At 48.2% G+C, this 14,132-nt stretch carries 14 protein-coding genes; 9 read left to right on the forward strand and 5 right to left on the reverse strand.

The window, feature by feature from the left end; genetic code table 11:
* The first annotated feature begins 149 nt into the window (after positions 1-149).
* The 4 genes from AYY17_RS07735 to AYY17_RS07750 all read left to right on the forward strand — a co-directional run bounded on the left by AYY17_RS07735 (position 150) and on the right by AYY17_RS07750 (position 3,782).
* Positions 150-947 (forward strand): DUF3100 domain-containing protein, encoded by a 798-nt coding sequence (locus AYY17_RS07735; RefSeq protein ID WP_067422720.1) that lies wholly within the window; start codon positions 150-152, stop codon positions 945-947.
* Positions 948-949: 2 nt separating this feature from the next.
* Positions 950-1,426 (forward strand): hypothetical protein, encoded by a 477-nt coding sequence (locus AYY17_RS07740; RefSeq protein ID WP_067422722.1) that lies wholly within the window; start codon positions 950-952, stop codon positions 1,424-1,426.
* Between the two features lie 18 nt (positions 1,427-1,444).
* Positions 1,445-2,770, forward strand: coding sequence for an amidohydrolase (locus tag AYY17_RS07745; protein ID WP_082981325.1), 1,326 nt, complete (start codon positions 1,445-1,447; stop codon positions 2,768-2,770).
* A gap of 157 nt (positions 2,771-2,927) precedes the next feature.
* Positions 2,928-3,782 carry a DUF3289 family protein gene (locus tag AYY17_RS07750; RefSeq protein ID WP_067422724.1) on the forward strand — a complete coding sequence of 285 codons (855 nt, stop codon included), beginning with the start codon at positions 2,928-2,930 and terminating at the stop codon, positions 3,780-3,782.
* A 74-nt stretch (positions 3,783-3,856) separates the two neighbouring features.
* Here AYY17_RS07750 and AYY17_RS07755 read toward each other — a convergent pair whose 3' ends face one another.
* Entirely contained in the window at positions 3,857-4,309 is a 453-nt protein-coding gene (locus AYY17_RS07755; RefSeq protein WP_067422765.1) for a GNAT family N-acetyltransferase, read from the reverse strand.
* 206 nt (positions 4,310-4,515) lie between these two features.
* Here AYY17_RS07755 and pdxR point away from each other — a divergent pair, with 206 nt between their 5' ends.
* Positions 4,516-6,003, forward strand: a complete 1,488-nt coding sequence (gene pdxR / locus AYY17_RS07760; RefSeq protein ID WP_067422726.1) for a MocR-like pyridoxine biosynthesis transcription factor PdxR — start codon at positions 4,516-4,518, stop codon at positions 6,001-6,003.
* Here the strand turns inward: pdxR and AYY17_RS07765 are convergent.
* Positions 6,000-6,785: a sulfite exporter TauE/SafE family protein gene (locus AYY17_RS07765; RefSeq protein WP_067422728.1), complete on the reverse strand. Its 786-nt coding sequence runs from the start codon at positions 6,783-6,785 to the stop codon at positions 6,000-6,002. The genes pdxR and AYY17_RS07765 overlap by 4 nt on opposite strands.
* Positions 6,786-7,075: 290 nt before the next feature.
* On the opposite strand from AYY17_RS07765, the gene AYY17_RS07770 reads away from it, so the two are divergent.
* Positions 7,076-7,975 (forward strand): hypothetical protein, encoded by a 900-nt coding sequence (locus AYY17_RS07770; protein ID WP_235845328.1) that lies wholly within the window; start codon positions 7,076-7,078, stop codon positions 7,973-7,975.
* A gap of 50 nt (positions 7,976-8,025) precedes the next feature.
* On the opposite strand, the gene AYY17_RS07775 is transcribed toward AYY17_RS07770, so the two are convergent.
* Entirely contained in the window at positions 8,026-9,510 is a 1,485-nt protein-coding gene (locus tag AYY17_RS07775) for an aldehyde dehydrogenase family protein (RefSeq protein ID WP_067422732.1), read from the reverse strand.
* A gap of 534 nt (positions 9,511-10,044) precedes the next feature.
* Between AYY17_RS07775 and AYY17_RS07780 the strand changes: the two genes are divergently transcribed.
* Positions 10,045-10,350, forward strand: coding sequence for a helix-turn-helix domain-containing protein (locus AYY17_RS07780; protein WP_067422734.1), 306 nt, complete (start codon positions 10,045-10,047; stop codon positions 10,348-10,350).
* A gap of 299 nt (positions 10,351-10,649) precedes the next feature.
* Complete coding sequence (locus AYY17_RS07785; protein ID WP_067422736.1) at positions 10,650-11,192, forward strand: hypothetical protein; 543 nt, start codon at positions 10,650-10,652, stop codon at positions 11,190-11,192.
* Between the two features lie 68 nt (positions 11,193-11,260).
* Here AYY17_RS07785 and AYY17_RS07790 read toward each other — a convergent pair whose 3' ends face one another.
* Together AYY17_RS07790 and AYY17_RS07795 are read right to left on the reverse strand one after the other, a co-directional pair.
* On the reverse strand, positions 11,261-11,896 hold the full coding sequence (locus tag AYY17_RS07790) for a LysE family translocator (RefSeq protein ID WP_067422738.1): 636 nt from the start codon (positions 11,894-11,896) through the stop codon (positions 11,261-11,263).
* A 7-nt stretch (positions 11,897-11,903) separates the two neighbouring features.
* On the reverse strand, positions 11,904-12,536 hold the full coding sequence (locus AYY17_RS07795) for an alanyl-tRNA editing protein (protein WP_067422740.1): 633 nt from the start codon (positions 12,534-12,536) through the stop codon (positions 11,904-11,906).
* 100 nt (positions 12,537-12,636) lie between these two features.
* Between AYY17_RS07795 and AYY17_RS07800 the strand changes: the two genes are divergently transcribed.
* Entirely contained in the window at positions 12,637-13,557 is a 921-nt protein-coding gene (locus AYY17_RS07800; RefSeq protein ID WP_067422742.1) for a LysR family transcriptional regulator, read from the forward strand.
* The last annotated feature ends 575 nt before the right edge of the window (positions 13,558-14,132 follow it).

Below are 14,132 nucleotides of genomic sequence, written 5' to 3' on the forward strand. Positions count from 1 at the left end.
ATTTTCGTCATTCCTAAAAGGCATGGAAGAGGAATTTTCGGAATATTGTCAGGAAAACAGTCTCACAGGTAGTATGAATAAGGAAAGGGTACGTTTTATATAAATACACACGAGTAATTCTCAATAACAATTACTATAAAGGTAACACTATGGATATATTAAAAGATAGTAAGTTGCTTTTGGTCAGCTTATTTATCATTCTCCTCGCGGAAGCAATAGGGCAAATTAAGATCAGTTTGGTGATGATTTTTCCGATGCTTTATTCGATGCTGATGGGTGGTATTATCAGTTTTCCGAAATTCAAAATCCTCAATGAAAAGAACATGGCCCGCGCTGCTTCCATTATGAGTGTGGCGCTGGTTATCCTGATTGCCAAGCTGAGTACATCGGTCGGGGCATCCTGGGAGAAAATCATTCAGGCGGGTGGTGCGCTGATTTTACAGGAAGTCGGCCACTTTATCGGCACCATTCTGATGGGGCTGCCGCTGGCTATTATGTTAGGTATGGGACGTGAAGCAGTCGGCGCGACTTATTCTGTCGGCCGTGAACCTAATATTGCCATTATCGAAGCCAAATACGGATTAAGTTCACCGGAAGGCCGCGGTGTGATGGCGATGTATATCTGCGGTACGTTATATGGTGCGGTCTGGATGGGCGTTCTCGCGAGTGTGATTGCCGGTCTGGATATTATGAGCCCGCTTGCTCTGGCGATGGGCGCCGGTGTGGGAAGTGGTTCAATGCTGGCGGCGGCTGTTGCACCTCTGCTGGAACTCTATCCTGATCAGGCTGCTGATATTCAGGCATTCTCATCTTCTGCAAACCTGATGTCCTCTGTGTTAGGTCTGTACATCTATATCTTCTTCTCCTTACCGTTTGCGTCTTACCTGTACAACAAATTTAAAGGAAAACGTGCAACGGCGGCTGCGGATACTAATAAGGATAATTAATCATGAAAAAGATGACAGAAATTGCCGTAATCCTGGTTTTGGTCGTGTTGTTTACCGCGCTTGGTGATGCCGTCGGCGGGTCTATGTCCGGACGTGGTGAGTTCGGGCAGATCTTCAGTGATACCTTGCTGGCGATGAGTCTGCTGGGCGGAATGTCCTTTGTGGCTTACCTGATTGCGATGATCCCGCCGTTAGGCAAACTGCCGGTTATCTTCTGGGTTTCCCTGATTGCCGCCGGTCTGTGTTCACCGCTGTTCCCGTACGACAAAGAAATGATCGCGATGACCGGTAAAGTCTCCATTGCGGTTATCAGTACGACAGTACTGGCCTTTGCCGGTCTTTCACTGGGTAAAGATATTGATAAGTTCAAAGCGATCTCCTGGCGCATCATCCCGGTATCGCTGGCAGTGTTCTCCGGGACATTCTTATTTGCTGCACTTATCGGTCAACTAACGCTCACATGGAGCGGTGTTATCTAATCAGGCGGAGTATTCAGCATGACAATGACTAAAGACCAACTGAAAGCGAAAGTCTGTGAGGCAATTGCTGCCCGCAAGAGTGACATTAAGAAACTGGCAGAGAATATCTGGGCAGAGCCTGAACTCGGTTATAAAGAGACCAAAACGGCGAAGAAAGTTGAAGCCGCATTTGATTCTCTGGGCGTAAGCTACCGCAATCAGCTGGCACTCACCGGGGTTAAAGCCCGCCTTAAAGGCGGAAAAGGCAGTAAACGAAGTGTTGCGGTGATCGGTGAGCTGGATGCCATTATTTGTGCTGAACACCCCGATGCTGACGATCAGACCGGTGCGGCGCACTGTTGTGGTCACAATGCGCAGATAGCTAATATGATGGCTGTCACCATGGGACTGGTTGATTCCGGGGCGATGGCGTATCTTGCGGGGGACGTTGTACCTTTCGCGGTTCCTGCGGAAGAGTATGTGGAACTTGCGTACCGCAACAAACTGATTGAGCAGGGAAAAATCAGTTATATCGGTGGTAAACCGGAGCTCATTTCTCTCGGCGAATTTGACGATGTGGATATGGCAATGCAAATCCACTTAACCAGCGTTAAGCCTGAGCGTGAGAATGGCTTTATTGAAATCTCCACAACCACTAACGGGTTTGTCGGTAAACTGATTAATTATAAAGGTAAACCGGCACACGCCGCGGCGGCTCCGCATCTTGGCATTAATGCTCTGAATGCGGCAATGATTGGTATCATGGGCGTCAATGCTTTGCGTGAAACCTTTCAGGAGAAAGATTACATCCGCTTCCACCCGATCATCACCCAGGGCGGTGATCTGGTGAACGTCACACCAAGTGATGTACGGATGGAAAGCTATGTCCGCGCATCAAACGTGCCGGCCATGATTGATGCTAACGAACGCATTACCCGTGCGCTGGTGGCAGGTGCTATGTCTGTTGGTGCCGAAGTGGAAGTGAAGGATTTACCGGGCTATCTGCCGCTGTATAACAACGCCATACTGAATGACTTGTTACAGCAAAATGCGGGTGATTTGATTGGTGATGAAAATGTCTGGGTTGCTGCGCACATGACCGGCAGTACCGACACCGGGGATCTCTCCCACATCATGCCGGTCAGTCATCCGTGGATTGGTTCAATCCGCGGCGGTCTGCACGGGAAGGATTATGTGGTCTTTGATGATGATATGGCCTATATCCGTCCGGCTCAGATGATGGCAATGACCATTATCGATCTGCTGTTTGATGATGCTGCCGGTGCTGAAACACTGTTAGCAGAATACACACCGCTGATGAAAAAAGATGAGTACCTCAAATTTATCGGTTCCTTTAAAAGCTGATAATCCCCGACAAGGCCCGGAAACGGGCCTTTTCTCTGTGTTTGCCCACTTTCTGTTGATTTCGTCCCGCTTTCAGACAGACGGAAAAGATTTATCCTGTTATTGGTGATAAAGTCACCATTGCATAAGAAAGATGCAGACAACATTCAGGGACAGAATGGCGATAATCTCAGTACCTTTATTAATTTATCAGTCTCAGCGGCGCAGGGATGATTACCATACGGACGATATGCGGTGTGGTGATCTGGATATACTTGTACTCCGTGACCAATTGCGGCTTTGCGATGTTTCCGCTTTGGCGGATCCCTGGACTATGCAAAAACCCGAGGCTGATTCGGGTTGTCATCCTGCCTTTATGGGGCTGAATTACAAACCTCAGGTTTTTAACCTCGGCGCAAAAGCGTGCAGCCGGATCCTGTTTGATGAGATGCGGCAATTATCCTCTCAGTTTTCCTGGTCATGTGGCTACCGGGGAATTTTAAGTAAACTTATCTCCCACATGCAGCGTGCAGACGGTAAACCGTATCGTGATCGTGCGCTGGATTATTCATTGCGTGACAATATATTGAGCCGGGATGTATTTAATCCTGTGCTGTCCTCTGTCAGAAAAACACTGACGGCGCATATCGACTGGCAGGCAGGTAAATTGTGCAGCAATGTGAATATTGAGAATAAATTCCGCGAAGGGCTGAATAAGACATTGTTACCGGCATACAGCCGCTGGCATGATTTAAAAAGAAAAACACCGGTTATTCTCAATGATACCTGGGCGACTGAAATTACCCTGGAATCGCTGAATATTAAGAATGGTCATTTTACCGCACTGCTCAGTTATCAGCTTCAGGGGCATTTCGGATTAAGTACCGGCGATATGAAACGCTTTAATGGCGGCAACCGGTTTTTCCGTCTCTGGTATGTATTGCAGCGCTATGAAAAATTCGGTTTTAAACCGTTTTTTATCAATATAAAAACAACCGCAGAAGTAACCGGAAAACGGCCAGGCAGAGTATAACTCAGTGTAATACATAAAAATTATATAAAAAAAAGACCCGCAAAGGTCTTTTTCATATCTGCAATAAATACCGGTTATTTAAGTGGCATAATATATTCAATAGCGCCGGATTTATTAGCAACCCAGTCATACAGGCGCTGACCGCGGGTATTATCTTTGTGGGTATGCCAGTAGAGGCGTCCACACGGGCGGGCTACCGCCTGTTGCTGAACAAATTCAATTAGTTGCTTACCGATATGCTGCCCACGTACAGTCGGATCCACATATAAATCTTCCAGATAGCAGAACTCTTTTTCTGCCCAGCACGAGCGGTGATACAGATAATGAACAAATCCCACGACTTTGCCGTCCATGCGGGCAATGGCGCAGAACATCGGTTCATTTTCATCGAAGAAACGTGACCAGGTGGTCAGTGTGACTTCTTCGGGAAAGCTGACTTTATAGAATTCCTGATACGCCAGCCAGTGCGGCAACCAACCCGCATAATCATTCTGTGTGGCAGGTGAAACAGTTACCTGTGCCAGCATTGGTGCTGACGATGTCGTTGTATTATTCATGGTTTTTCCCTCATCATTCTTAACGCGACAGCACCCGGTGTGTCGCAAAATTGTGAAAATCAGAAGAAAACGCGTTTTCCATGATGTGAAGAGTACGTGTTATTTTGGTTCTTTATAAGATACACTTTTTGTATATTTAGCAGATCCACTTTTGGCAAATGATTTGGCAGGTAATAATGAAAAAATCTGGCGCAGCAGCGTTTCCTGAATTACTTACCGGTCACGGAATAATCAAAGACCAGGTATATCACGCCCTGCGCGAGGCTATTCTCAGCGGACGCCTGCATGCGGGCAGTAAAGTTCCGTCCGGGCGGGCGCTGGCAGAGATGATGGGGATTTCCCGGAACTCTGTTATTGCCGGATTTGAGCGTTTGCAGGATGAGGGCTATCTCATCACCCGGCGGGGATCGGGAACCTTTGTCGCCGATAATCTGCCGGATCACAGTATCAGTCAGCCGGTTTCATCTCCGGCAGAGGATGCGGCACAGACGGTGATTGCGAATATCAGCCCGCTGGCGGATCAATTGCTGTCCTTGCGGGCATCCTCCGGCGCGCCGTCAGATTCGTTATTTATGGTCGGCACCGGGTGTGTTGATCTTTTTCCTCATGATGTCTGGGGCCGGTTGCTGGGGCGGGTCTGGCGTCAGTCGCGTCACGCGTTACATACACACAGTGATCCGCATGGTTACCTGCCGCTGCGCCGTGCAATTTGTCATTATGTCCGCGCAACCAGAGGCTTGCAGTGCGATGAAGATCAGATCCTGATTGTGAGCGGTACACAACAGGCGATCAATCTCACTGTCCAGACATTGCTACAGCCGGGAGATGAAGTCTGGCTGGATGATCCGGGCTATGACGGTGCGCGCGGGGCGTTTGTGTCTCAGGGGCTGACAGTGCGCCCGGTCCGGGTGGATGAAGAGGGGATGGATATTTATGACGGGCTGAGCCGCTGGCCGGATGCCAGGCTGGTTTTTACCGCGCCGTCTCATCAGTTTCCGGCAGGCGGAACCCTGAGCTTGTCCCGGCGTGCGGCACTATTGTCCTGGGCGGCGAAACACCATGTCTGGATTTTGGAAGATGATTACAACGGCGAATTCCGCTATGCGGATCGTCCGTTGCAGGCATTGCAGGGGCTGGACAGACATCAGCGGGTGATCTACGCGGGCACCTTCTCCAAGATGCTCTATCCTGCGTTCCGGCTCGGTTTTCTGGTGGTGCCGAAAGCGCTGATCCCGGCATTTGCCGCGATAAAATATTTTGCTGATACCGGGTGTGGCTATCTGGAGCAGGCGACACTGACGCGCTTTATTAATGAAGGTCATTACGCGCGTCATGTCCGGCGCGTCCGCAAAGCCTGTTATGAGCGCCAGCATGCACTCACTGATGCAATTAATCTTTATCTGCCTGCGGTATTTGATATTGTGCCCAGTGATTCAGGTATTCATCTGATGTGCCGGATGAAAAACCGGGTTCCGGCTCAGGTTGTCATACAGACAGGGCGCGCCTGTGGCATGGGGATGCAGCCGCTGTCGCGTTACTGTCGCCCGGATGCCCCGCAGGAAGGGATTTTGTTTGGTTTTGCCGCGTATCCGGCAGAACAACTTAAGGACGGGATCCGCCGTCTGGCGGCGGCATTACAGGCGGCAGGCGTTACAGTCGCTTAAAACAGTTTCAGGATCATCATCACGGCACTGCACAGGATAAGCACCAGGGTTGCATACTGAAATGCGCGATCCGGCATCCGTATCAGCAGAATTTTGGTCAGCGGCATACTGAGCAGTGAACCGGCGAACAGCCATAATGCCAGCGTGACATCAGTGTGTCCGTCCTGCATATACGCAATGGCAGAGGACCCGGAGAGCAGTGTTGTGACAAAAATGGAGGTACCGATAGCTTGCCTGATATCCATCTTTGCGTAACGCAGCAGCATCGGCAGTACCACTATTCCGCCACCGACACCCGTTGCGCCCAGCACAACACCGGCGGCAATCCCCGGCAGCAGCAGTGTGCGCACGGATATCGGGTCTGAAGCATCCGCAGGCGGCAGCGACGGGCAAAAAAACATCCGCCGGATAAACAACCAGAGAGAAAAGAGGATTGCGGCAACCACCAGCAGATTAATGGTTTGATTAACGGTGGTCTGCCAGGCAGGAACAGAGGCGAGATAGCTTACCAGCAGGCTCGCGCCAAATGTTGCGGGCAGCATAATACCGATAACAATCATTGCGCGTTTCAGCGGAATATTTCCGAGCCGGTAATGCAGCCAGGATGAGGTGATTTTCATCAGCATGGAAAGGAGATTGGCTGTCGCAACAGCCATCAGCGCATTCATTCCGTAGAGATACGCGAGGATGGGCAACACGATAACCCCGCCGCCCACGCCGGTGGTACTGATAATCAGCCCGGTAACGGCACCCGTGGCCAGTGTTGTGAGTGTCGCTATCATTTTGTTCCCTGATACAGAATAAAACAGGCGTATTATCATACCGCAAGCGGGTGCAAAGCCCTAAAAAAACGCAGAATTGTCCCCGGTATCACATTTGTAAAACGGGTTGATGAAGATAAGGATAATTCCGGTCAGCATTTGGAATTTTTTGCGTTATGATCACGCGGGGAATTAAGTAATAAGTAAAATGAAAGGAAACTGCATGAAAAGGGGCGTTTTTTTTATCTGTTGCGATTGCACTGTTGGCGGGTTGTAAAGAAGCACCGCCACCGGCACCGGATGGATATTATGTGATTGATAATATTACCGTCACATATGATAACACTGCAGATAATGAAAGCTCAGCCGGAGATCCGGAGCAAAATGTAAAATCAGCTATCCGCGAAACAATGGTTGGTCTGAAAGAGACAACCTATTTTTATTTTGAACCGGCCAAAGTCACCGTCGATAACAGCGGTAGCCGGTTTGACAGCGATATCAGCGGCAATACGTTTGATCTTAATAATATAAAAACCACATGGACTACGCCGGACAGCGGACAGATCGTGTATCTGACCACAGAAAAAGAAGGTGCATGCGGCTTTTTCAACTGCACGCTTAATATGACACTGTCCAAAGCTGATCATACGTCAGAAAAACTGGCCGGACTGAAAGCAGTGTCTGATGCCAGAGCATCCGCCTATGAAGCATATCTGGATACTCAGCGGCTTTATTATAAGCAGGAAGGCTTCCCGGATGTGCCCGGTGATGCTGTCAGAATGACAGAAAACATCACTATCACGCTGCCTGAAATGATGGCACTGAGCCTGAAAAAGCAGGAAACGGACTCTTATGTCCGCGATATTGGCGGTATACAGATTGATCGTGACGATCAAAATGTAGAAATCTACCGCTTTACTGATCCTGTCAGCGGCGCCGAAGGTATTATTCATCTGGTTAAAATTCCGAAGTACCGGCTTCGTTTTGATGAATGGCTGAAAAAACAAAAAGGTGTGATTCATCAGGAAGAGAACGGGGCTATTTATTACAACCGCTGGGGTAAGCCGGAAAGTACCTATTTCAGGTATGATCTGAAAGAACGGCGCTATGTGATTGTTGTAGCGGAAACGCCTGATCCGGACACCATGCGCCGACTGTACAGTATTGCGCGATCTATCGGGAAAAACCCGGAAACAACAGATAAAAAGTAACGAACAGACAGAAAATGCCCGGTAACAGTCTGTGTCACCGGGCGGTTTATTTATGACTCTTTGGTACTGATATAGATATTTTTCACTTCTGTGTAAGCATCCAGCATCATTTTATGGGTTTCGCGCCCCAGACCGGAGTTTTTATAGCCACCAAAAGGGGCATGTGCCGGTAACTCATGATAGGTATTCACCCACATACGACCGGTTCTCACCGCTTTTGCCACGCGTAATGCGCGGTTGATATCCTGTGTCCAGACCGCACCACCCAGCCCGTACTCAGAGTCATTCGCCATCGCGACAACCTCGTCTTCATTACTGAACGGGATAACAACCAGCACCGGTCCGAAAATTTCTTCGCGGGCAACGCGCATCTGGTTGGTGACATTGGTGATGATTGTCGGCTTCATAAAGAAACCGGCATCCAGCCCGTCATGGGTCAGGCGTTCGCCGCCGGTAAGAACAGTGGCACCCTCTTTTTTCGCCAGTTCAACATAGCCGAGGATGGTGTCCAGTTGTCCCTGACTGACCTGGCTGCCCATCTGTGTCTCTTTCGCCATCGGGTCACCGACATTGACTGACTCAAAGCGGGCTTTGAGTTTTTTCAGGAATTCGTCATGGATATCTTTATGCAGGAACAGGCGCGAGCCGGATTCACAGGCCTGACCCTGGTTCATCAGGATAGCAATCGCGGCATATTTTACCGCTTTTTCCATATTGGCATCCGGGAACACGATATTGGCGGATTTCCCGCCCAGTTCCAGTGTTGCCGGGATCAGTTTCTTCGCCGCTGCTTCTGCCACAGTATAGCCGACGCTGGTGGAGCCGGTGAATGCGACTTTATCCACATCCGGATGGTCGAGAATCGCCTGACCCACGACCGAGCCGCGCCCGGTAACAATATTGACCACACCGGCAGGCAGAACATCATTCATGATGCGCCCCAGCTCCAGCAGTGTGATGGGTGTCAGACTGGCGGGGTTTATCACCACGGTGTCACCGGCGGCAATCACCGGAGCCAGTTTCCACGCTGCCATCAGCAGCGGGAAGTTCCACGGAATAATCTGGCCGATAACACCCAGCGGTTCGCGGATCACCAGACTCAGCGTGTTTTCATCCAGCACATCGGCCTGGTCTGAGTGAGCGCGGATAGCGCCGGCAAAGTAGCGGAAATGGTCAATCGCGGCAGGCAGGTCAATAGAAATGGCTTCGTTGTACGGCTTGCCGTTATCAAGGGATTCCAGAGTGGCGAAGCGCTCTTTCTCTGCTTCCAGGCGGTCGGCGATTTTCAGTAACAGTTGCTGGCGTTCGGCGGGGGAAGTGTGACGCCAGGTTTCAAATGCTTTTTTGGCACCGGCGACCGCGGTATTTACATCTTCCGCAGTACCGGCGGGGTAATCGGCTAACAGCTCGCCGGTTGCCGGGTTAAATGTCTGGCTTTGAGCGTGATCACTGCTTTGCGTCCAGCGGCCGTTAATCAGCATTTTGTAGGATGGCTGCGGGCGTAGTGCTTGTTCAATATCTTTCAACTTAATCATTATCTTCTCCGTTCTATCCGGGTGACGGATGAGTGCCGGGATGGCCTCATCGGTACAACAAGGCACAAATTCACAGAAATATAGCTGACAAGTATTTTATTAACGTCTATGAACATTACCATATCAAACTATTAACGTGGTGATGAATTTGTCTATAACTGCAAAAGGCAGCATTAATTACCAAATTTATTGATTGTTAGAATAAAGTTGAGGTATATTATAAAGTAATCGTATTTGATTACTTTTTGGGGTGTGTGTAAACTGAGAAAAAACATTGGAATCAAAGATGTTTACACTATCAGTTATCAGGTCCGCTCAAAAAGAAATCATAAAACTGCCTGTAATGTCGCAGCTATCAGAATTAGCAGAAGAAAGAATGAAAGAATGAAAGAAGTTATACCCAACGTCATTCAAAATGCAGGCAGGCGGCAAAGGAAGATAGCCGGGGAGCATACATCAGTATGTGACCCGGCTAGCTGAGCGTAGCCAACGAACCTGCAGTTTGAATGAATAAGGGTATAAACGGAGGCTGAAATGAACCATCATGATGACTATGACCTGGTACCGTTTTCTGAGTTGAAAGCGATACTGCTTAAAGACGATGCAGTCAGGGAAGCTCTGGATGAAATAGCGGCACGAAAAATACTGTTGAGTACATTGAAAGCTGCCCGCAAAGCCAAAAAAATATCGCAGACCGAGGTTGCAGCGAGGATGGCAACTCAAAAGCAAAATATTTCACGCCTGGAAAAAGGCGAGTACGATCCTCAACTGGGGACATTACTTCGTTATGCTGAGGCAATCGGCGGGCGGCTGTATTTTGATTTTCTGCCCGGGGCGTAACGCCGGGCTTCAATTCGCATCATCAATAATAGCCGTCCGAATAAGATAAGTTGCATCAAGATATTTTGCGACACTCGTCAACCCGGGTGTTACCTGTAAAAAAGACACAAGCGAAGGAAGGTAAGGTCATTTACGGATGTTTATATTTTTATTTTCTGTCTGTAGTATAAGCATTTCAGTGCCTTGCATGCTATTCGCCGGAGGTTAAGCCGGCAGTATTATATTGTCATACCGTATTGTGAAAATGATGATGATATAAATAAAGCACTCAACGGATAAAAAAATAAACAGGATGAAATATGTCATTGATTAAAAATGGTTTAATTGCATTATCATGCTTATTTATAGTTTCCTGTAGTATGCTTTCTTCACCAATGGACGGGGTGAATGACCAGAAAGTGGAAAGCGCGACAATAGCGGAAACAATTAAAACTAAAGACTTATATGGCGCCTGGGCGATATCCGATGAAGATCCTGTGGATTTTCTTTATCTGGCGGTTTTTCTTCCGAACCATTCAGGGTTAAATTATCTTTCAATCGATGAAAAAGACGGAAAACCAGAGTCGGAATACAGTGAATATTACACCTGGGAATTTAATGAGAAAGACAAAATATTCACAATGAATTCGTTTAAACGCAAGTCTGTTATAAACGGAAAAGCACCGAAAATTGAAGAATTGAATGAAAAAACGCATTACAACACACAGTTGTATATGCTCGGGAATGAAATCTTAGCGATCAGACTGACCAGACCCGGCGAAAAATACACATTTTTAAAAATGGATAACGCAACCTATCAGAACCTGGTCAGAGATAACCCTGATATTCCCCGTTTAAAATAATATCGCAGTGTTAAGCAGCAGGGGATATATCCGTTCCCCTGCCGTATGTGAATTTATACCATCAATACTCACACCATCAATAAGAGCCGCCCGGCAAACAGCAGCAGCACCACACCGATGATATTATCAAACAGTTTGCTGTGGGCGAGGAAGCGTTCGCGGATCCGCTGATGGGAAAAAAGCAGGGAAACCAGCATAAACCATGCGGCATTTACGCCACACATCCAGACACCGTAAAACAGTTTGATTGATACCGGTGTTGAGACGCTGACCAGACTGGTGAACATCGCCAGGAAAAACAGCATCGCTTTCGGATTGGTGGCATTGGTCAGAAAACCCATCCAAAATGCCTTTCCGGCAGTTTGTGCAGTTCCTGAATCCGCAGTATCCGGTGTGATGTTTGCATGTGATCCTTTACTGCGCAGGAACTGGATCCCGAGCCAGATAAGATAAGCCGCACCAATGTATTTCGCGACATTCATCAGCCAGGGGGTTGCCTGCATCAGGGCTGTCACGCCAATCAGTGTATAAATGACATGCACAGAAATACCTGCGCCGATACCCAGCGCGGTCATCAGTCCGGCTTTGCGTCCATGGTAAATGCTCTGGCGCAGCGTGACGGCGAAGTCCGGCCCCGGCGAGACAACAATGAAAAAATGGACGAGCGCGAGCCCCAGAAATTCATTCCAGTTAAACAGGTTCATAATGACCTCAGGTGACGTCGTATTGAATGGACAGAACGCCTTTTTTGGTTTTTTGTGATTTAAGAATAATTGTGCCGATTTCCCCGAGTGACTGCACATGTGTACCGCCGCAGGAGTAGGGTTCAAAGTCAGCAAAGCGGATCTGAAACAGTCCGTCGTCATCCTGATAATGGTGACATTTATGATCCGCGTCGATCAATTGCTGACAGCGCTGACGGACATCTTCTGAATCAATAATCACCGGCGATCCTATCGGGATATATTGGATCCGTCCTTCATCCGGCCAGTGATGACCTTTGGTTGGTTTCCAGCCGAGAGTTTCCATCACATGAGACAATAGGTGCCCGCCGGTATGCAGCCGTGAGTGCAACAGGCGCTTTTGTGCATCCACACAAATCACCGCTTCACCGGCAGGAACCGGTGCATCAGTGTAATGAATAATTCCCTCAGGCATAAAAGCGGTCTGAATAACATTCGCATCACCAATGGTTCCGGTATCACCCGGTTGCCCGCCGCCCTGTGGATGAAACAGGGTTTTATCCAGGATTACCGCATAATGCCCGTCTTCTGCCGGATGGCAATCCAGTACAGTGACAGTATCTTGTAAGGCCGTGCTGGTCAGATAACATTTTTCGGTCATGATGATGTGCGCCCCGTGATTATTCTGTTTGGTTGTTATCCATTGTATTGCAGACACTGTAATATGATAATACGGCAAAAATGCAAAGGATTTATTCCCTGTGATCACAAGTGAAACCCTCGCATTACTCGAAGAAATGGCAGTATTTGCCAAAGTGGTTGAGACCGGCAGCTTTTCTGAAGCCGCCCGGCAACTGGGGGCAACCCCTTCTGCTATCAGCCGCTCGGTTTCCCGTCTTGAACGTGCGCTCAATACCCGCCTGTTACAGCGCACAACCCGTAAGCTGCGTTTGAATGAAAGTGGTAAAGCGGTTTATCAGCATTGTCAGGCGCTGGTCAATTCTGCGGGTGCAGTGATGAATGCCAGCGGGCAGTTCAGTGAAACGCCCTCCGGGCTGGTGCGTATGGGTGCGCCGAAAGCACTGGGGTATTTTATGGTGCATCCGCTTATCAATGAGTTCCTTAATGCTAATCCCGGGGTGAATGTAATGTTGCGCCTCGAAGATCGCTATATGGATTTGATTGATGAAGAGATCGATCTTGCTATCCGCATCACCAATGAGCCGCCGCCGGGACTTATCGGCAAGCGGCTATTTGCTGTCAGTCATATTTTATGCGCCACACCGCAATATCTTGCTGAGCACGGAGTGCCGTCTCATCCGCAGGAGCTGAAAAATCACAGTTGTTTATTTTTGAGCGAGGAAGCAACAGATACCCGCTGGCGTTTTCAGCAGGGAAATAAAGTGGTGTCTGTGAATGTACACGGGCGTTATGCGTCTAATCACAGCGGGGTGCGACTCGATGGTGTGAAATCACACCTTGGTATCGGCGGGCTTCCGGTATTTACTGCCCGTAAATCACTGGAAAAGGGTGAGGTGGTTCAGGTGCTGGCAGACTGGACATTTAAAACACGTTACAGCGGGGATGCCTGGCTGCTTTATCCGCCTTCGCGCTATCAGCCGCCACACATGATGGTATTTATTGATTATCTGGTACAAAAATTACGGGAAATTGCCGTTTGACTAAATAAAGGTATAAATTGCAGACATAAAAAAAGCGCCTTAGAGGCGCTTTTTTCGTCAATCTGTAACTCAGAATGCTTTGCTGTATTTAGCAATGATAGCAGCAGCACGGGTCAGATTTGAGAAGAAAGTTTTGATGCTTTTCATAATGAACTCCTGCGTTTTAATTAGGTGTAAAGCGTGTTTCGCTTCGATGGAGGTATCTTACCAGTTTTGTGATGCCGGTCAACATTAATTTCAACTATTTTTTAATGATTACAAAATCATTTTAATAACAAAAAAGCAGTGAAAAATAGCAATAATGAGCATCGCAACCAGAGAGAAACAGTATGTTTCTGCTGATGTGTTTTTACTGAATTGATTTAGCAGTAATTTTTTATCTGCATGGAGATGTTGTAAATGTTGAATTTTGGTTGAGAGGCTGCGTTTTCGCTGCGTGGCGGGGATCGTTTACTGAGTCAGCCGGGCTTTCTTCAACTTTTGTTGAATGCCGGATTGCGGGCAATAAAAAAGCGCCTTAAAGGCGCTTTTTTAAATCTGTCTGATAATCAGAATGCTTTGCTGTATTTAGCAAT

It is taken from the genome of Morganella psychrotolerans (assembly GCF_001676055.1).
Lineage (GTDB): Bacteria > Pseudomonadota > Gammaproteobacteria > Enterobacterales > Enterobacteriaceae > Morganella > Morganella psychrotolerans_B.